This window comes from Halarchaeum rubridurum (assembly GCF_014647115.1).
Taxonomy (GTDB): Archaea; Halobacteriota; Halobacteria; order Halobacteriales; family Halobacteriaceae; genus Halarchaeum; species Halarchaeum rubridurum.
Genome location: NZ_BMOO01000003.1, coordinates 93526 through 112545 on the forward strand (window position 1 = coordinate 93526; position 19020 = coordinate 112545).

Genomic DNA, 19020 nt, shown 5'->3' on the forward strand with positions numbered 1-19020 from the left:
ACACCGACATCGACGACAGCTCCGACGTCCGCGAGCGCATCGCCGCCGCCGCCGAGACGGTCGGCACGAACTGGCCGGTCCACTCCTTCGTGACCGCGAACCCCCTCTCGGGCTACGAGGACCGGCCCTTCCACGAGGCCGTCGAGCGCGCGAGCATCCTGCGGGGCGGCCGGGCCTACCCCGACCCCGAGACGTTCCGCGCCGCGTGGGAGCGCGGCGACGTCGACCCCGACCGCCTCCGCGCCGAACTTGACGCCCACGGCTACGAGTGCGACCCCGAGGCGGCCCTCGAACTGCTCGCCGAGGCCGGCGACGATACCCGCGCCGTCCGCGACGACGCGACGGCGCGCGTCGATCGCGTCCTCGCGTCGTGGCTCGCGGCCTTCTGCGACGAGGGCGAGGCGTCGTGGCCGATGCCGAACCGCGAGGCGGGCTTCTACGACGCCTTCCGTGCCGTCGCGCGCCACGACTCGGCGATCCCCGATGCGGCCTCGCTCGCCGACGCGCCCGACGACCCCGCGGCCGCCGTCCGCGACGCCCTCGCCGACCGCCCGCGCGAGCGCTGGACCGCGATTTTCGAGGCGCACCTGAACGCCCTCCCCGGCTGGACCGGCCTCCTCACGTACCGCGCCGAGCGGGGCGACGAGTGGCAGGACGCCTATCCGGTCACGCTCGTCGGCTACCTCGCCGCGCGCCTCCTCCTCGTCGAGCGCTTCGACGCACCGCTCGACCCGCTTGCGGACGCGGACGGCGAGGAGACTGACACCGCGGGCGACGCGTCCGGTGCCGACGACGCCGACGTCCCCATCGAGGAACCGTGGCTCCGCGCGTGGGAGGCGTCCTACCGCGGCGAAGTCGTGGACGCCGTCGCGGACGCGAGCGCGGCGCGCCACGCGAGCGACGCGGACGACGACGGGCGCGCGGACGCCCAGCTCGTCTTCTGCATCGACACGCGCTCGGAGGTCTTCCGCCGCCACCTCGAAGCCACGGGCGACTACGAGACGCACGGCTACGCAGGCTTCTTCGGCGTCCCGATGCGCTATCAGGGCTACGACGACGAGGCGAGCGCGGCCGCCTGCCCGCCCATCGTCGACGCCGAACACCACGTCCGCGAGCGCCCGGACGACGAGCGCGCCGACGAGCGCGCTGCCTACGACCGCTGGACGGGCCGCCTCCACGCGGGCGAGAAGGTCCTGAAGGCCGTGAAGTCGAACGCCGCGACCGCGTTCAGCTTCGTCGAGAGCGCCGGGAGCGCCTACGGCGCGGCGCTCGCCGCGCGCACGCTCGTCCCCGAGCGCGTCCACGACCTCGCCGACGCCTTCGACGCGCGCTTCCCGAGCGTCCCGGACTTCTGCGCGCCGAGCGTCGAACACGACGGCGCGCACGAACACGGCCTCCCCGTCGGCATGACCCACGAGGAGCGCGTCGCGTACGCCGGCGCGGCCTTCGAGACGATGGGGTGGGACGACTTCGCGCGCCTCGTCGTCTTCACGGGTCACGCGAGCGAGACGGCGAACAACCCCTTCGAGGCGAGCCTCGATTGTGGCGCGTGCGCCGGCAACCCCGGCGGCCCGAACGCGCGCGTGCTCGCCGCGATCTGCAACGACGACGCCGTCCGCGACGCGCTCCGCGAGCGTGGCCACGAGATTCCCGACGACACCGTCTTCCTCGCCGCCGAGCACAACACGACGACGGACGAGGTGACGCTCTACGACGGCGACGTCCCCGAGAGCCACGAACGCGACGTCGAGCGCCTCCGCGCGGACCTCGACCGCGCGCGCTCCGGCGCGGCCGCCGAACGCGCCGAGTCCATGGGCGGCGACCCCGACCCCGCGGACGCCGTCCGCGACGCCGAGCGCCGCGCCGCCGACTGGGCCGAGACCCGCCCCGAGTGGGGGCTCGCCGGCAACGCCTCGTTCGTCGTCGGTCCGCGCGACCTCACCGCCGATCTCGACCTCGACGGGCGCGCGTTCCTCCACTCCTACGACTGGCAGCGCGACGACGAGGGCGACGCGCTCGACGCGATATTCGCCGGTCCCGTCATCGTCACCCAGTGGATCAACGCCCAGTACTACTGCGCGACCGTCGACAACGCCGCCTACGGCAGCGGCTCGAAGGTCACGCACAACCCCGTCGGGAACGTCGGCGTCTACCAGGGCAACGGCGGCGACCTCGCGGCCGGCCTCCCCCTCCAGTCGCTCATGGCCGCCGACGACGACCCCCACCACCAGCCCCTGCGCCTCTCCGTCGTCGTCCACGCCCCCGTCGAACGCGTCCGTGACGTCCTCGCCGACCACGAGGGCGTCCGCACGCTCTGCGAGAACGGCTGGCTCTCGCTCACCGTCGTCGACCCGACGCGCGGCCACGACGCCTACGCCTACGAGGGCGGCTTCGCAATCGGCGACGCGGCGGAACGCGAGACAGCGTCCGAGACGGAAGCCGAAGCCGAGACGGAACCCGAGGCGACCGTCGCCGTCGCCGACGACTAATCCCCCAGGAGCCCCGCGAGCGACGCGAACCACGACCCGACCGGCCCGTCCGGCGGCGTCGCCCGCCGCACCGTCGGGTCGACGCCGAGGCGCGTCACCGTCGCCGACACCGACCCCCCCACCTGTCGTTCGAGCAGCCACGCGTACGTCGCCGCCTGCAGGTCGTAGCGCCGCCGCGTCTCCCCGTCAGAGGGCGCGAGTGCGACCTTCAGGTCGTCGACGCGCCACGTCCCGTCCGGGGCGCGCGAGACGACGTCCGCGACGTTCTGCATCTCGACGGCCACCGCGCGCTCGCTGACGCGGACGACCGCGTCCACCGACTCCTCGACGAACACCGACTCGCTCTCGCGCAGGCGCGCCCACGTCTCGCTCGCCGCGAACTGCGGACACACCCGCTCGGCGACGAACGCCCGGACGGCCGCGCGCTCCGCGTCGCCCGCGCCGCGACCGGCGAGCGCCTCGTCGAGCCGTCTGCGTAGCGGGCCCGCGCACTCCGCCAAGACCGTCGTCTCGACGCCGAGCGAGACGGCGCGCGTGAGCACCGCGTGTGCAACGGTGCCGACCGCGTCCGGGCCGAGCGCGTCGAACGGGAGGCCGAGTTCGTCGGGCGGCGCCGCCCGCGCCGTGTGGAGGGCGGTCCGCTGGAGGTGCGCGAGCACGTGCTTCTCGGGGTCGCTCACGAGCGGGTAGAGCGTGCTCGCGTTGACGTGCCGCGGGGTCCACCCGGTCTTCGCGCGCGGGGTGGGCGTCGCCGCGGCCGGCGTCGGTGGCGGCGCCCGCGACGGGACGCGGTCGACGAGCGGGACGTCGTTGACGCCGACCGCGAACGTCCGCTCCGGGTCGTCGGGACGCGGCGACGCCACGGTGTGCGTCCCGCCGCGCGTCGCGCGCTCCACCTCGAACGCGTCGGCGAGCGCGTCCGCCCAGTTCTCCCGCGGTCGGCGGCGCGCGGGGTCGCGGTCGCCGGGGAGCGGGACGACGAGGTGGTCGCGGGCGCGCGTCATGGCGACGTAGAGGACCCGCCAGCGCTCCGCGCGCTGCGCGCCCGCGGCGGCGGCCAGCGGCGGCGGCCCGGCGAGTCGGGCCTCCCCGGGGACCCACCGCTCGCTCGCCCACCGCAGGCCCGCGTCGCGGCGCGTGTCGTCCGGGTCGTCCCCCGCGGGATCGCGCGACGGGTGCGCGTAGACGCCGGCGTCGAAGCCGGCGAGCGGCGGGGCGTCGTCGCCCGCGTCCGCCGGCGGCGCGAGCGCGAGGTGCTCGCCGCGCGCGACGAACGCGTCGCCGTGTGGCCCGTGGAAGCCCAGCCACGCCCCGAGGTCCGCGAGCGCGACGACGTCGGCCTCGTCGCCCTTCATGCCGTGGACGGTGCGGAAGACGACGTCGTGGGATTCGGTATCGGGGACGGGGACCTCCGGGCCGCCGCCGGGGGACGCGAGGAAGCGCCCGAGCGCGGCCGCGAGGTCGTCGAGGGTGCCGTCCTCGCCCGCCCACTCCGCCGCGCCGTCGCGGAGCGCGTCGAGCGCCGCCACGCGCCGCGACGGGTCGTCCCCCGCGAGGTCGAGGGGGTCGGCCGCGAGGTCGAGCGTATCGAGCACGTCGTCGACGGTGGCGACGGGTGCACCGACGTGGCGCGCGCGCCGCCCCGCGAGCGCCGCGAGCGCGTCGAGGACGCGCTCCAGAGGGTCGTCGAGCCCCGATTCGTCCCCTGACGCGGCCGCGCGGACCGACCAGTCGGCGTCGGCGACGGCGTCGCGGAGCGCCGTCGGGAGCGTCGTGCCGTCGCCGTCGAGGTCGGCGTCGAGGAGCGCGCGCGTCCGCGCCGTATCCGACGGGTCGACGAGCCACCGGGCGACCGCCGCGGCGAGACGAACGAGCAGCCGGGCGAAGAGTCGCTCGCTCGCGTCCGCGACCGCGAACCCCCGCGCCGTCAGCGCCTCGGCGAACGTCCCCATCCGCGTCCGCCGCGGGAAGAGGACGGTCACGCTCGGGCGCTCGTCGCCGTCGTCGCCGTCGTTTTCGTCGTCGAACGTCCCACCCGCGAACGCGCCCGCCAGGTAGCTGGCGAGCGCGCGCGCCTCCTTCGCCGCCCAGTCGCGCGACCCCGGGGACGCGCTCGCGCCGTGCGCGGCGACGTGGACGCTCGGCTCGGCCGTCGCCTCGCGGTCCGCGACGAGGTGCGGGTAGTCGACGCCGACGGCGCCCCCGCCGGCGCGCGCGGGGTCGGCGAAGGCGTCGGCGAACACGGCGTCCACGGCCGCCGCGACGTCCGGCCGCGAGCGGTAGGTGCGCGCGGCACGCTCGCGGACGTGCACGTCCCAATCGACGCCGAAGTAGTCGCCGTCGGCGGCGGCGCGCGCGAAGCGCTCCGGGCTGGCGTTCCGCCACGTGTAGATGCACTGCTTGCGGTCGCCGACGAGCAGGACGCGCGTGTCGCTATCCACGAACGGCGCGAGCGCGTCGTGCTGGACGACGGAGACGTCCTGCGCCTCGTCCACGATCACCGTGTCGAGGCGGGCCGTGTACCGCTCGCGGACGTGCGCGCGGTAATCGCTCGCGTACCGCTCCGCCTCGAAGTACGCCGCAGTCCAGTGAGCGACGTCGAGGTGCGTGAGGAGCCCGCGCTCGCGCGTCAGCGCGTCGTACGCCTCTTCGTAGGCCGCGAGGAACGTCTGAAGGTCGTCGACGGCGTCGCGCCACGACTCGTGACACGCCCGGTCCGCCGCGACGAACGCCGCGCGCGCGTCGGCGTCGAAGCCCGCCGCCGTCTCGTCGGCCGTCCGCCGGTCCACGAAGCGTTCGACGTCGCGCAGGACGTCCGCGAAGTCCTCGGGCGCCCCCTCGGGATACGCGCCGTCGACGGCGTCGCGGAGGCGGTCCGCGAAGGCGTCGACGGAGAGGCGGCGCTGGCGGGCGGCCCGGAGCATCGCCGGGAGGAGGTCGTCGAGCCCCGCGGTGTGCTCCCCGCCCGGATAGGCGGCCTCGAGGCGCTCGACGCGCGCCGCGTGCTCGGGGTCGTCGCGGAGGGCGTCGAGGCAGTCCGATTCGAGCGCCGCGAGCCGCGTCGCGTCGCCGACCGTCGGCACGCCGTCGAACCCAACTTCGTGGGCGACGTCCGCGAAGACCGTGTGCAACACGCTGTCGACCGTGCCGAGCGTGTCGCTCCGCCGGAGGCGACGGGCGAGGTCGCTCGCGTCCTCGGCGTCGATGCCGACGTCCTCGCGCGCGGCGAGCGAGTCGAGCGCGGCCGCGACGCCGGGCCCGACCGCCGCGGCGTCGTCGCGCGCGAACGAGGTGACGCAGAGGCCGCGCTCGGGCGCGCGCTCCCCCGCCGCGCGGCCCCGGGCGAGTACCGCGGCGGCGAGCCGGTCCGCGACCGTCGACTTCCCCGCCCCGGGGTTGCAGTCGAGGACGAACAGCCCGGCGTCGTGCGCGAGGAAGGCGTCGCGGAGGCGACGCTGTGCGCCCCGGAGCTCGGGGACCTCGTCCACCCCTGACGCGGTCATCGCTCGCCCTCCGCACTCCCGCCGAGCACGTCCGCGAGCGCGTCCGGCACGCGACGGTCGGCCGCGAGCAGCGCCGCGAGGTCGTCCCCCTCGATAGTCGGCGCGTCGGGCGCGACCGCGTCGAGGAACGGCGACCGGTGTGCGGTGACCCCGCCCGCGTCCGTCGTGAAGCGCGTGCAGACGAGCCCCGCGCTCGCCGCGCCGACGGCGTCCGCGAGGTGGTCGCGCTCCCGGGCCTCCGTCCACGCTCCCCGAACCCCGAGCGCCGCGCCGCCGCGGGGGCCGCCGTCGCCCGCCACGACCGCGTCGCGGAACGCCGGCGGGAACGCGCCCCGCGGTCGCTCGGGCCACTCGCCGTCGACGAACCCCACCGCGACGACGTACGGCATCGAGCGCAGCCACGCGTCCGTCGCGTCCAAGACGTCGATCCGCTCCGCGTTGTCGTGCTCGCGTCGCCCCGGTCGGGTCGTCACGACCGCGTCGAGGACGTCCGCCACGGCCTCCCACGACGCCTCGACGTGCCCGCGCTCGCGCCAGTCGCCGTACTTCGCGGGGGCCTCGTCGAGCAGTTTGCGCGAGCGCGAGAGCGCCCGCGCGTTCCGCGACGTCGCACCCAGACCGGGGCCGTCGGCGTCGAGCACGGCCGGGAGGACGACGCGCTCGTGCGCGTCGAGCAACGGTCGGAGCGTCGCCTCGACGTCCGCGGGCCGCGGCGTACTCGCGTGCGTCTCGACCCACGCGAGCAGCCGCCTGACGCCGGCGCGCGCCACCGCCTCGCCGTCGCCGCCCGGCTCGAACGCGTCGAGTCGCCGCCGCCACGCCTCGACGGTGCCCGCCTCGTCCGCGAGCGCGCGGCGCACCGCCGCGACGTCGCCGTGGTCCAGCGGCCAGACGCCGCCCGGGTCGGCGTCCGGCGGCACCCACTCGGCGTCGAACGGCGCGAACAGCGCCGCCGGCGCGATGTCGCCAGCCGTTCCGCGCTCGCCATCATCCCCGTTCTCGGCGGCGGCGAGGAGCGTCGCGCACGCATCGAGCACCCGGTACGGCCGCGTCTCCCCGACCGCGAGCTGCGTCCAGACGGAGAGGTGACGACCGTACTCCCCCGCCGCCCGCGTCAGGGCGCGCTCGTAGCGGTCCACGTCCCGGGCGACGACCGCGACGTCGGCGAGCGCGACGCCGCGTTCGAGGAGCGCGTCCACGGCCGCCATCGCCGCGCGCGCCTCCTCGCGGCGCGTTGGCGCGACGATCTCGGCGACGGGAACGTCCGGCTCCAGTCTACCAGTGGTCGTCTCCGCGACGGTCACGTCCGCGGCGTCGACGGCCGGCCCCGCCGTGAGCCGGGACGCGAGCCGCTCCGCGACCCGCGGGCCCGTCCCCGCGCGCAAGAAGAGTCGAACGTCGGTGTCGGTGTGCGCCGCGACGGCGCCGAGGAGGTCGAGGAGCGGGCTCCCGACCGTGCTCACGCCCGCGAGCGAGACGCGCTCGATGCCGGAATACGCGTCCGTCCACGCCGCCCCGTCGCTCCGCGTGACCGCCTCACGCGCCGCGTGCAGCGCCGCCGCCGTCGAGACGGCCCGACTCGCCCGTTCGGCGAGCGCCGCGTCGATTCCGTCGAGTCCGTCCAGCAACGCCCGCGTCTCGCGCGCCGCCGTCGGCGGGAGCGCGTCGGCGACGGCCTCCAGCGCGTCGCGTCGCGCGCTCGTCCCGCCCGCCACGGTCGTCAGCTCCTCGCGCGCGGCCTCGACCCGCTCGACGTGGGCGGCGAGCTCCCCGCCGAAGATCGTCCGGAGCGGGTCGCTCGCCACGCTCTCGTCGTCGAGAACCCGTTCGAGGAGTCGGAGGCGGTCCGCGCGGTCGAGCGCGCCCCGGTCGGCCGCGCGCGGCGCGACGGCGCCCGCCACGTCGCCCGGCGAGACGAGGCGGAGCGAACTCCGCGGTCGCGACCGCTCGGCGAGCGCGCGCTTCAGGTTGCGTCGGTGGAGGCGTTCGGGCGTGAGAACGAGGTCCGTCGCGCCCGCGCGTCGCGTCGCCCGGTCGAGGAGTTCTTCGGGCTCCCCGACGTGGACGGTCAGCGACGCCGTGCGGTCGTCGCGGGACCCCGGAAACCCCGAGTCGGCGTCCGTCATCGAACGCCCCGCCGGTTCGCCGCGGGCGACCTAAACGACGGCGGTTCGACGGCGAGGCGGCGGGACCGGCGAGCGGGCGACGCGTGGTGACTCCGTTTTTCCCGTCGAGAGCCGATATCCGGTGGGAAATCCCCTTCGAGGGACGGCTATGCTTATCGTCGTCTCGACCGTCAGTATTTAACATGGACGTACGAACACCTGCCGGTACTCCGCGCGCTGTGGCACCCGGGACCGTCAGTCGCCGTCGCTTCCTGGCGCTCGGCGGCGCCGTCGCAGTCGGGTCGCTCGCGGGGTGTCTGAATCGCGCCGCGTCGTCGGTGACGAACACGGGCGCGTCGCCCGCGGCGGTGTTCGCGGGCACGAACCGGGACGACGGGACGGACGCCCCGTTCGAGATGGCTCGCGGCGGGCCGCACGTGAGTCGGTTGACGCCGACGGTGTCCGCTGGATCGGGGGCGCTGTCCGGTGCCGTCGAGTTGGAGGGGTGGGTCACGTCGTCCGCGGTGACGGCGACCGACTACAACTCGTCGCGGAGCAACCGGCCGCGGACGCGGGCGGTCGATGCGGACGCCGACGGGGACGCCGATGGGGACGGGGTGGACGACGCGACCGAGGACACCGCAGCGGTTCTCGCGTATCTGGACGGTGACGCGGTCGTCGCCGAGCGGTTCGCGGTCTGTCTGCCCGACGCGGCGGTTCCGGGCGGGAACGGGAGCATCCGGGAGGCGGTGACGCCCCAGCGACTCGTCGACTACATGACGGGCCGTCTCGACGGCGAGGGGCGGGTGTACTCGTGGGGGACGCCGGAGGGCGGCCCGGGAGACCCCGATACGTCGGGCGACTGTGACGATGGCGACCCGAGCGTGTACCCGGGTGCGGTATGCGGGACGTCGCCGCACCTCGTGGCCGACGTCACGGGACCGACGGCGACGGATACGGGCTTGGAGGTCGTGCGGGTGGCGGACGGGTCGGTGCTGGTCGTGAGCTCGGCCTCGACGACGGACGGCGGCTCCGAGGCGGTCTGTGCGACCGTCGACGACGACCCGTGTGGCCCGGGGGTGTGGGCGCGGACGACGGGGTCGAGCCCGTCGACCGGCGTGTCGGTCTATCAGGTGCTGGTCCAGCCGCCCGCGTGTCCACGTCCGTTCCCGGCGCTGCTGTACGTCCAGCGCTGTGAGAGCGACGGCCAGCTCATCTACACGGGCGGGTGGGTGATCGACGACGCCGCGCTCTACGGGGATTCGGTTACGGTGCTGTCGATGGCGGGGGCGTCGCGCGTGGTCGGCGTCGGTCTCGACGATTTAGACGTGAATGCGGACGGCGATGGACTCGGTGACGGGGTGGCACGGTCGCTCTCCGGCGGGCGTGCCGGCCGGGGCGCGCGGCTCGACGTCGGGGATGCCGAGACACTGGTGGCGCGCGGCGTGCTGTCGAAAGCGGGGAACGACGTCCTCGTCCGGAAGAAACCGGGCAGGCGGTCGGCCGACGGTGGCGATAGCGGGAGTGGGTTCTCCGTCCTGCATCTGGCGGTGGACGCGCCGGTGCTCCACCTGGTGAACGCCGGGGCCGCCTCGGCGTCGGTGAAGTTCAAAGCCGGGGCCGAGCTGTCGAAGGCCGTGAACTGACGCGCTCGGTGACCCCCGTCGCTCGACCACGAGCACCGCGTCGTTCCGTGGTCGGACACGACGCTGACGACGACGCTGACGACGATGCCGACGCAGACGTCGACGTCGCCCGCCCGCTCGAACCGGCCGAACGACCGACGGCGAGGCGTCAGTTCTCCTCGCGCTCGGTGCGCTGTTGAATCTTGTTCAACTCGATGAGGAGCCGGAAGACGGCCTTGACGAGGTTCGAGTCGAGGTCGAAGGCCTCGGCGTTCGCGCCGGCGCGCTTCATCACGGCCTCCTCCTGGGCCTCGTCGGTGGTCGAGAGGCCCTGCTGTGCTTTGACGTCGGCGACGGCGTCCGCGACGTAGGTGCGTCGCGCGATGAGCTCCACGATGTCGCGGTCGATCCCTTCGATCTCCGCGCGGAGCTCGTCGAGGCTCATCTCGTCCGTGCGCCGTCGTGCTGCGTCGTCGTGCGGAACGTCGTTCCCGGTTTCGTCTCCCATGTGTCCTGTAAATCCTCCAGATTGTCCGCCTCGCCGACGGCGACGTAGCTCGGGCCGGTCCCGGAGAGCGAGACGCCGTCGACGGCGGGCATGGCCTCGACGAGCGGGGTGATCGGAAAGTCGAGCGCCCCGCAGAACGCGAAGCCGTTGATGGTCATCGCGAGGCCGTAGCGCCCCGCGAACGTCAGTTCTTCGACGTGCTCCGCGAGCGGCGCGATCCGCGCGCAGCGCTCTGCGTCCGCGTCCGCGCTGAACGCCTTCTCGTCGGGCGTCCAGACGAGGACGTCCCAGTCCGGGTCGTCCCGGGCGAGCAGGACGTCGCGGTCGTTGTCCGTGACGGTGAGGCCGCCGAGCATGCTCGCGCTCGCGTCGTCGTACGCGCCGGTGACGGTGACGCCGACGTCGCGGGCCGCGCGCACCCCGAGGAGCGCCGCGTCCTCGCGCGGGACGTCGTCCGCGACGCCGAGCGCGTCGAGCGTGGCGAGCACGGTCGCGTTCGCGGCCGCGCTCGACGACTTGAGGCCCGCGGCCATCGACACCTCCGAGTCGGTCTCGACGTGCCCGCCCGTCACGCCGTCGCCGTAGGCCTCGCAGGCGAGTTCGACGCAGCGCTCGACGAGGCGGGTGTCCGCGTCCGGCTCGCCGGCGACGGCACCCGTGACCGGCCCGCCGCCGCCGACTTCGACGTCGGCGCGGGTGTAGCGGTCGATGGCGAAGGCCGCGCCGTGGCCGGTCGCGAGCGCGTTCAACACGGTGCCGGCCGCGGGGGCCTCGGCGCTGCCGTCCATGCCTGAGGGTTGCCGACGCACCACTTAGCGGTGGCGGTCCGCGCGAGCGGACGAGCGCGAGCGCGGGCGAGCCCGAGCGCGTCGAACGCGGCGCTTTTGCGCGCGGAGACGTAGGGTGGGACATGAGCTACCGGAACGACGTCGCCCCGGAAACCCTCCCCGTCGAACTCACGTCGGACGGCGTCGTGCTCACGTACGCTGACGGCCGCGAGACGTTCTACAACGGCGTCCCGGAGCGCCACGAGGGGACGCTGCGGACGAACCCCGGGATGCACGTGCAGGTGCTCGTCCTCGCGCCGACGGAGACGGAGGGCGTGATGTGCTACGTGAACGACCGGGACACGCACGACGAGGTGCTGGAGACGACCGGCGTCGGGCGCGTCATGCTCGATCCCGGCGAGACGGCGGAGATATTCCCGGGCGTCACCGTCGAGATGGACGGCTACGCCGCGGAGGTCACCGCCGACCCCGAGGTCGCGCGCGGTCGCGTCTTCGTCTTCGAGGAGGACGAGACCAGGGAGTACAGTTTCGAGCTGTTCGCCGGCGACGACGATGGCGACGGTGGCGACGCCGCCGAGTGAGCGCGGTTACTGCAAGTAGGAGGGGTCTTCTGCGTCGCAGGTCTCCTCGTGTTGGGTCGCGTCGTCCTTCGAGTCGAACATCAGTCCGCACTTCTCACAGCGGTACCACGTCATGTCGTCCCGCTGGGTTTCCTCGACCATACACGCACTCTCGACGCCCGCCCTGTTAGGCGTTTTCCCCACCGTAGCCATTTATCCCCCGCTCGCCAACACGGGGACATGAGCGAGGACAGCGCCCCCCGACTCGTCGTCCGCGAGGCCGCCGCGCGCGACGCCGGCCGCGGAATCGTCCGCCTCCCCGACGCCGCCCGCCGCGAGCTCGGCGTCCTCAGCGGCGACACCGTCCGTCTCGTCGGCGAGCGCGCGACCGTCGCCAAGGTGTGGCCGGACGCCGCGCTCGCCCCCGACGAACTCCGGATCGACGGCGCGACGCGCTCGAACGCCGGCGTCCGCGTCGGCGACACCGTCCGCGTCGAGCGCGCGTCCGTCAGCGACGCCGAGCGCGTCGTCGTCACCCCGAGCGTCCCCCCCGAGCGCGAGCGCGACGCGGTCGTCGACGCCGTCCGCACCGCGCTCTTCGACCGGCCCGTGCGTGCCGGCGAGACCGTCCGCGTCGAGGCCCTCGGCGACCTCGGCGAGTTCGAGGTGGGCGACACGACGCCCGACGGCGACGTCGTCGTGACCGACGCGACGACCATCGACGTGCGCGACCCCGCACCCGGCGAGGAGGGACGCGAGTCGGCGAGCGACGAGCGCGTCGGCGTCACCTACGAGGACGTCGGCGGCCTCGGCGAGGAGCTCGCGGCCGTCCGAGAACTCGTCGAACTCCCCCTCACCGACCCCGGGCGCTTCCGGCGCTTCGGCGTCGACCCCCCGAAGGGCGTCCTCCTCTACGGCCCGCCCGGCACCGGCAAGACCCTCATCGCGCGCGCCGTCGCGAACGAGGTGGACGCGCACTTCGTCAGCGTCTCCGGGCCCGAAATCACCTCGAAGTACAAGGGCGAATCTGAAGAACAGCTCCGCGAGGTGTTCGCCGAAGCGCGCGAGCACGCCCCGAGCGTCGTCTTCTTCGACGAGTTCGACGCCATCGCCGGCGAGCGCGAGGACGCCGGCGACATGGAGAACCGAATCGTCGGTCAGCTGTTGAGCCTCATGGACGGCCTCGAGGGCAGGGGGGAGGTCGTCGTCATCGGCGCGACGAACCGCGTGAACGCCATCGACCCCGCGCTGCGGCGGCCGGGGCGCTTCGACCGCGAAATCGAGATCGGCGTCCCCTCCCGTGGCGGGCGCGCGGAGATACTCGACGTCCTCACGCGCGGGATGCCGCTGGCCGACGACGTCGACCTCGGGACGTTCGCGGACCGAACGCATGGATACGTCGGCGCGGACCTCCGCGCGCTCGTCACCGAGGCCGCGATGGCGGCGATACGCGACGACCGCGACACCGTGACGCGCGCGGACCTCGAGACGGCGTTCGCCGCCACCGACCCCTCCGCGATGCGCGAGGTCGTCGCCGAATCACCCGACGTCTCCTTCGCCGACGTCGGCGGTCTCGACGAGGCGAAGGCCACCCTCCGCGAGGCCGTCGAGTGGCCGCTCCGGTACGGCCCGCTCTTCGAGGCCGCGAACACCGACCCGCCGACCGGCATCCTCCTCCACGGCCCGCCCGGCACCGGGAAGACGATGCTCGCGCGCGCCGCCGGCCACGAGGCGGGCGTGAACGTCGTCCGCGTCGCCGGCCCCGAGCTCGTCGATAAGTACGTCGGGGAGTCCGAGAAGGCGGTCCGGGAGGTCTTCGAGCGCGCGCGCCGCACCGCGCCCTGCGTCGTCTTCTTCGACGAGATCGACGCCGTCGGGAGCGCGCGCGGCCCCGAGACGAGCGAGGCGACGGAGCGCGTCGTCAGCCAACTCCTCACCGAACTCGACGCCGCCGCGGAGAACCCGAACCTCGTCGTCGTCGGCGCGACGAACCGCCGCGACGCCCTCGACCCCGCCCTGCTGCGTCCGGGGCGCTTCGAGACGCACGTCCACGTCCCCCGGCCCGACGCGGCCGCGCGCCGCGCCATCCTCGCCGTCCACACGGCCGAGAAACCCCTCGCCGACGACGTCGACCTCGACGCCGTCGCCGAACGCACCGAGGGGTACACGGGCGCGGACCTCGCCGCGCTCGTCCGCGCGGCCGCCCTCGACGCCATCCGCGACACCGTCGACGCCCACCCCGACGACGCCGCCTCGCACCCCGACGACGTGCGCCTGCGCCGCGCGCACTTCACCGCCGCGCGCGAACGCTACGACGCCTCGCGCTGACGCCGGCCCCCGCGCGTCGCCGGCCCACGGGCTGCGAGTCCCCATCCGACGCCGTCCCGACAGCTACACACGTCCCGACGTCGAAGCCCGCCCATGGCAATCGAAGCCGTCGTCTTCGACATGGACGGCGTCGTCGTCGACTCCGAGCGCTACTGGGTCGAGGAGCTCTCCGACATCCTCGCCACCGCCGTCCCGGACGCCGACGTCGAACCCGAATCCGTCGTTGGCATCAACGTCTACGACCAGTACGACCTGCTCGCCGACGAACACGACGTCGCCGTGACGCGCGAGGAGTACTTCGACCTCTTCGACCAGCACGCCGCGACCGTCTACACGGAGCGCGCGGCGCTCACGGACGGCTTCCACGACCTCCTCGCGGAGCTCCGCGCCCGCGACCTCCCGGTCGCGCTCGTCACCTCCTCCTTCCCGAACTGGGTCGACATGGTCTTCGAGCGCTTCGACCTCCGCGACGCCTTCGACGTCGTCGTCACCGCCGCCGAGGAGGACGTCCCCGGAAAACCCGAACCCGACCTCTACGAGCTCGCCGCGGCGCGCCTCGGCGTCGCCCCGGGCGACCTGCTCGTCGTCGAGGACTCCGAACACGGCGTCGCCGCCGCGGACGCCGCCGGCGCGTACGTCGTCGGCTACCAGCACGGCGCGAGCGCGGGCATGGCGCACGACGGGGCGGACGTCGTCGCCACCGACCCGGGGGCGTTTCGCGCGCGTATCCTCGACGCGCTGTGAACGGCGAGAACGACGAGAACAACGAGAGCAACGAGAACGACGAGAGCGACGAGAACGACGGAGCTGGCCGTACGACCTGCGACGAACCGAGAGCCCGGTTCGGGACTACGCTCGCGGGAGCGAGAGCGTGACGGCCGCGCCGCCGAGGTCGGACTCGCCGAACTCGACCTCCCCGCCGTACTCCTCGATGATCCAGCGGACGAGCCAGAGGCCGAGGCCGCTCCCGTGTTCGAGTTGCGTTATCTCCCGGTCGCCCGCGACGAGTTCGCGCTCGGACTCGGGGATACCCGGCCCGTCGTCCGCGACGGTGAGTTCGACCGTCCGGCCCTCGCGCGTCACGTCGATTTCGACCGCCGGGTCGTCCCCGGCGTGCTCCGCGGCGTTCTCGACGAGTTCGCCGACGGCGTTGCGCAGGTACTCGCTCGCGCGGACGCTCGCCGATTCGGGCGCGTCGAGCGATACCTCGACGCCGTACTCCTCGCGGGCGTCCGCGACGACCCCGCGACAGGTCTCGGCGACGTCGACCTCCGTCGGTTCCGTGTCGAAGGCCTCCTCGACCGCGTGGACGTTCTCGTTCATCTCGGAGAGGTCGTCCGCGACGGCCTCGACCGCCGCCGCGGTCTCCGGGTCGGTCTCACGGACCCGCTCGACCGCGAAGAGGAGGCGCTGGGCCTCGTGGCGGAGGTTGTGCCGGACGAGCGTGTTGAGGACGGCGAGGCGCTCGCGTTCGGTGGCGAGTTCCTCCGCGCGGATGCGTCGGACGTCGTAGACGCCGATGATGACGTGCGCGACGGCGCCAGCGGAGAGCGCGACCGCGAAGAGGAAGCCGGCGTCCTCGACCGGCCGGTAGGTAAACAACAGGGTGAAGACGGCGCCGAGGACGACGATACCGAGGAAGTTCCAGCCCGCGATCCGGACGGCGTTCGTCTGCGAGACGTCCAGACGGTAGACGACCGCGCCCACGGCCACGAGGCCGAGCGAGACGAGCACACCCGCGACGCCGAGGACGATGCCGAGCGCCGGCGGCCCGGTGAGCAGGTGGTCGAGGATCGGGACGAGGAGGACGACGCCCGTGAGGGAGAGCGACGCCGTCGCCGCGAACCGGAGGGGTTTCATGGTGTTCGTCGGCCCATCGGCGCGCTGGCTGATAAAGAATTGCTCATCTACGCCCGGTATCACCGGGGTGTGGCGTCGCTCGGCTCGGGGACCCGGACGCGGCGGGGCGTCGCGCGCGACGAACGGACGCGGTGCGTGGCGGCGCGGTGCGGGGTGTAGGGTGCGGAGTGGGGTGTGGGGGAGCGCCGCGGTGGCGGGTGCGTCGCGGAGGTGTGGCGCGTGTCGGTGGGTGCGTCGCGGTGGCGGGTGTAGGGTGCGGACCGACCCCGCGGGCCGCACCGCGAGCGCCGGCGGCGCTCGCGGGAGTTTTTAGTGAAGGTTTTTGCCGCGAGGGGTCGCGTTCTGCGCGACCCGAGCGGCAAAAAAGTTCACCAGAAGGCCTTGGTCCGGGCGTACTCGCGTTCGCGTTCGAGGATGTCGCGGTAGAAGTCGGCGTCGTCCTCGCGGTGGTTGTTGATGACGCGGGCGGCGTTCTGGGGGCCGACGCCGCGGGCGGCGAGCGCGACGACGGCCTTCTTCCCGTGGCTCTGGACGATGCTCGCGTTCCGGTAGGCGCGCCGGACCATCTTCTCCTGCTCGTCGTCGCGGTCGTCGGGGGCGGCGTTCAGGGCCGCGACGACGTCGTCCGCCCACGGGGAGAGCGCGGCGACTCGCGTGGAGCCACAGCGCGGACACTCAGGTTGCTCGCGGACGCGTCGGACCTTCGTCTCCTGCTCCCAGTCGTCGCAGTGGAGACAGACGAGGTTCACGCGGTCGTCCATGAGCCGCTCCTTTACGGCCTTCACGACGCTCGCGTCGGCGTTCTCGGGCGTGAGGAGCTCCTGTCCGGAGGAGCGCCCGCCGACGCCGATGGGGGTGCGTTCGCCGTGGCGGACGACGGCGAGGTCGTCGGACTGGATGCGTTCGAGGACGTCGCTCGCGCCCTCGACGTCGAGGTCGGTGTGGAACACCTCGCGGAGCGCCTCGTCGTAGACCGGGGTGTCCTCCAGGGCGCTCAGGATGCGCGAGAAGCCGACGCCGCGGCCCTTCGAGCGGTCGAGCGCGCCGAACTTCGCGGCGACCTGCGCGAGCGTGAACTTCAGCGTGTCCGAGCCCTTCAGGGAGAGCTCGAGGAGCGCGGCGACGTGCGCGGGGTCGGTCTCGCGGAGCACGGCCTCGACCTCGCTCGCGCGGACGCCCTGCGGGACTTCGAGCTCGATCCGGTACGGGCCGGCGTCGAGGCCGACCGACGAGCCGGTGCGCTGACCGACGAGCGCGGAGAGCAGTCGGCCGAGCGTCTCGTTTATCTCGTGGCCGAACGCGGCGTTCAGCGTGATGGCGCGGCCCTGCGCCTCGATGAGGATTCGGTCGTCGGTCGGGAGCGGGGCCTCGGCCTCGACCTGTCGCGCGAGGGGGTCGAGCGCCGCGGCGACGGTGTCGGCGTCCGCGGGGTAGCGCCCGGCGACGTCGCGCGCGACGCTCTCGGTGTCGGCGCCGCGCTCGAACTGCGCGCCCGCGGCCGCGCGGAGTTCGCCGACCTCCTGGGCGACGCCGGACGGCACCGGAATCTCCGAGCCAGTCCACGACGGCACCTCGCCGCTCGGGTCGGCGATGGGGGAGACGTTCACCCGCGACTCCTCCTCGTCGATCTCCGCGATGCGCCACATCTCGCCGCGCTGGACGAACGTCTCGCCGGGCTCCGCGAAGTTCACGACGAAGCGCTCGTCGAGCGTCCCGACCTGCCGGCCCGCCGCCATGTCGTACACCTCGTAGGTCTCCTCGTCGGGGATCATCGAGAGGTTCGCGTAGACGTACTGCCACGTCCCCGAGGAGGAGAGTTCGTCCGCCTCTTCGTTCAAGTAGAGCACCCGGTTCGTGTGGAGTTCGCGCACCACCTCGCGGAACGTCGCCTCGTCGAGGTCGCAAAAGGGGTAGGCGCGCGTGACGACCCGATACGCGCGGCGCGCGGCGACGTCGCCGAAGCCCATGGCTATCCCCGCAATCTGGTTCGCCACCGTGTCGAGGCTCCCGTGGTGGATGTCGACGGTCTCGACGTGCCCCGCGCTCGCGCGGCGCGCGATGGCGAGCGCTTCCGCGACCTCATCGGGATGCGTGGCGACTATCGTCCCCGTCGAGACCGCGTCGCGGCGGTGGCCGGCGCGCCCGACGCGCTGGAGGAGGCGCGCGACCTCCCGCGGGCTGTTGTACTGGACGACGTGGTCGATGTGCCCGACGTCGATGCCGAGCTCCATCGAGGACGTACAGAGCATCGCGTCCAGCTCCCCGGCCTTGAACGCGTCCTCGACCTCGATGCGCGCCTCCTTCGCCAGGCTCCCGTGGTGGACGCCGATATCGATGCCGTCGTCGAGCTCCTTGAAGCGCGAGCCGAGCGCTTCCGCCGTCTGGCGCGTGTTCACGAAGACGAGCGTCGAGTCGTGGCGCTCGACGAGCTCGCGTATCGCGCGCACGTGACTCGCCATCTCCGCGCTCGTCACGAGCTCGTTCCCGAGGCGCTCGTCCGACTCCCGGATTTCGGGCGCGACGACGTCGAACTCGACCAGCGAGGTGACGTCCACCTCGATAACGTCGCAGTCGCGCCCGCCCGTGAGGAACTTTCCGACCTCCTCGGGGTCGCCGACCGTCGCCGACAGGCCGACGCGCTGGAACGCCCCCGAGAGCTCGCGCAGTCGTTCGAGGCCGATTGTCAGTTGCGCGCCGCGCTTCGCGCCCGCGAGCTCGTGCACCTCGTCGATCACGACGTGCTCGACGTCGCTCAGCGCGGTCCGCAGTTTCTCGCCCGTCAACATCGCCTGCAGGGTCTCGGGCGTCGTCACGAGCACGTCCGGCGGGTCGTCCGCCTGCTGCGAGCGCCGGTAGTCCGAGGTGTCGCCGTGTCGGACGTCCACCTCGATATCGAGGGCCTCCCCCCACCAGTCGAGGCGCTCGCGCATGTCGCGGTTCAGCGCCCGCAAGGGCGTGACGTAGAGCGCGCTGATACCGTGGACGTGCCCCTCGGCCTTGCGCTGGACGATGGCGTCGAGCACGGGTAGCATCGCCGTCTCCGTCTTCCCGGTGCCCGTCGGCGCGACGACGAGCGCGTTGTGGCCGGCGACGAGCGGCGGAATCGCGCGGCGCTGTGGCTCCGTCGGCGTGTCGAAGCCGCGTTCTGAGAGCGCCGCGCGCACGTCGTCGCCGAGGCGGGCGAACGCGTCCACGACGCCGGTCTCGCTCATCACCGGACGAAGGGCCGCGGGCGAGTTAAGCCACTCGGCGGC

Annotated in this window: 12 protein-coding genes; 5 read left to right on the top strand and 7 right to left on the bottom strand. The window is 73.7% G+C overall.

The window, feature by feature from the left end:
* The first annotated feature begins 8 nt into the window (after positions 1-8).
* On the top strand, positions 9-2489 hold the full coding sequence (locus IEX84_RS06745) for a DUF2309 domain-containing protein (RefSeq protein WP_407647601.1): 2481 nt from the start codon (positions 9-11) through the stop codon (positions 2487-2489).
* Here the strand turns inward: IEX84_RS06745 and IEX84_RS06750 are convergent.
* The gene (locus IEX84_RS06750) at positions 2486-5992 is read right to left on the bottom strand and encodes a UvrD-helicase domain-containing protein (protein ID WP_188871184.1); all 3507 of its coding nucleotides are present in this window, start codon (positions 5990-5992) and stop codon (positions 2486-2488) included. The two genes, IEX84_RS06745 and IEX84_RS06750, sit on opposite strands and share 4 nt — an antisense overlap.
* A complete protein-coding gene (locus IEX84_RS06755) occupies positions 5989-8118 on the bottom strand; it encodes a hypothetical protein (protein ID WP_188871186.1) in 2130 nt (709 codons plus the stop codon). The genes IEX84_RS06750 and IEX84_RS06755 overlap by 4 nt, the downstream gene beginning before the upstream one ends.
* Positions 8119-8336: 218 nt before the next feature.
* On the opposite strand from IEX84_RS06755, the gene IEX84_RS14565 reads away from it, so the two are divergent.
* Positions 8337-9743 carry a hypothetical protein gene (locus IEX84_RS14565; RefSeq protein ID WP_209590255.1) on the top strand — a complete coding sequence of 469 codons (1407 nt, stop codon included), beginning with the start codon at positions 8337-8339 and terminating at the stop codon, positions 9741-9743.
* A gap of 148 nt (positions 9744-9891) precedes the next feature.
* Here the strand turns inward: IEX84_RS14565 and IEX84_RS06765 are convergent, their stop codons facing one another.
* Together IEX84_RS06765 and IEX84_RS06770 are read right to left on the bottom strand one after the other, a co-directional pair.
* Entirely contained in the window at positions 9892-10167 is a 276-nt protein-coding gene (locus tag IEX84_RS06765; RefSeq protein ID WP_209590253.1) for a chorismate mutase, read from the bottom strand.
* Positions 10164-11018: a shikimate kinase gene (locus tag IEX84_RS06770; RefSeq protein ID WP_188871190.1), complete on the bottom strand. Its 855-nt coding sequence runs from the start codon at positions 11016-11018 to the stop codon at positions 10164-10166. The genes IEX84_RS06765 and IEX84_RS06770 overlap by 4 nt, the downstream gene beginning before the upstream one ends.
* A 122-nt stretch (positions 11019-11140) precedes the next feature.
* Here IEX84_RS06770 and IEX84_RS06775 point away from each other — a divergent pair, with 122 nt between their 5' ends.
* Positions 11141-11599 (top strand): DUF5796 family protein, encoded by a 459-nt coding sequence (locus IEX84_RS06775; protein WP_188871191.1) that lies wholly within the window; start codon positions 11141-11143, stop codon positions 11597-11599.
* Positions 11600-11605: 6 nt separating this feature from the next.
* On the opposite strand, the gene IEX84_RS14710 is transcribed toward IEX84_RS06775, so the two are convergent.
* Positions 11606-11740, bottom strand: a complete 135-nt coding sequence (locus tag IEX84_RS14710) for a DUF7128 family protein (protein WP_268237638.1) — start codon at positions 11738-11740, stop codon at positions 11606-11608.
* Positions 11741-11818: 78 nt separating this feature from the next.
* Here IEX84_RS14710 and IEX84_RS06780 point away from each other — a divergent pair, with 78 nt between their 5' ends.
* Both IEX84_RS06780 and IEX84_RS06785 read left to right on the top strand, forming a co-directional pair.
* Positions 11819-13906, top strand: coding sequence for an AAA family ATPase (locus tag IEX84_RS06780; RefSeq protein ID WP_188871193.1), 2088 nt, complete (start codon positions 11819-11821; stop codon positions 13904-13906).
* Between the two features lie 93 nt (positions 13907-13999).
* A complete protein-coding gene (locus IEX84_RS06785) occupies positions 14000-14650 on the top strand; it encodes an HAD family hydrolase (RefSeq protein WP_229732329.1) in 651 nt (216 codons plus the stop codon).
* A 105-nt stretch (positions 14651-14755) separates the two neighbouring features.
* On the opposite strand, the gene IEX84_RS06790 is transcribed toward IEX84_RS06785, so the two are convergent.
* Entirely contained in the window at positions 14756-15766 is a 1011-nt protein-coding gene (locus IEX84_RS06790; RefSeq protein ID WP_188871196.1) for an ATP-binding protein, read from the bottom strand.
* 368 nt (positions 15767-16134) lie between these two features.
* Positions 16135-18978: a DEAD/DEAH box helicase gene (locus IEX84_RS06795; protein WP_188871198.1), complete on the bottom strand. Its 2844-nt coding sequence runs from the start codon at positions 18976-18978 to the stop codon at positions 16135-16137.
* Between the last annotated feature and the right edge of the window lie 42 nt (positions 18979-19020).

Excerpts from the sequence above, each read along its gene's own strand:
- IEX84_RS06795 (WP_188871198.1), bottom strand. The coding sequence starts at position 18,978 with ATGAGCGAGACCGGCGTCGTGGACGCGTTCGCCCGCCTCGGCGACGAC.
- IEX84_RS06785 (WP_229732329.1), top strand. The coding sequence starts at position 14,000 with ATGGCAATCGAAGCCGTCGTCTTCGACATGGACGGCGTCGTCGTCGAC.
- IEX84_RS14710 (WP_268237638.1), bottom strand. The coding sequence starts at position 11,740 with ATGGTCGAGGAAACCCAGCGGGACGACATGACGTGGTACCGCTGTGAG.
- IEX84_RS06770 (WP_188871190.1), bottom strand. The coding sequence starts at position 11,018 with ATGGACGGCAGCGCCGAGGCCCCCGCGGCCGGCACCGTGTTGAACGCG.
- IEX84_RS06750 (WP_188871184.1), bottom strand. The coding sequence starts at position 5,992 with ATGACCGCGTCAGGGGTGGACGAGGTCCCCGAGCTCCGGGGCGCACAG.
- IEX84_RS06765 (WP_209590253.1), bottom strand. The coding sequence starts at position 10,167 with ATGAGCCTCGACGAGCTCCGCGCGGAGATCGAAGGGATCGACCGCGAC.
- IEX84_RS06780 (WP_188871193.1), top strand. The coding sequence starts at position 11,819 with ATGAGCGAGGACAGCGCCCCCCGACTCGTCGTCCGCGAGGCCGCCGCG.
- IEX84_RS06755 (WP_188871186.1), bottom strand. The coding sequence starts at position 8,118 with ATGACGGACGCCGACTCGGGGTTTCCGGGGTCCCGCGACGACCGCACG.
- IEX84_RS06790 (WP_188871196.1), bottom strand. The coding sequence starts at position 15,766 with ATGAAACCCCTCCGGTTCGCGGCGACGGCGTCGCTCTCCCTCACGGGC.
- IEX84_RS06775 (WP_188871191.1), top strand. The coding sequence starts at position 11,141 with ATGAGCTACCGGAACGACGTCGCCCCGGAAACCCTCCCCGTCGAACTC.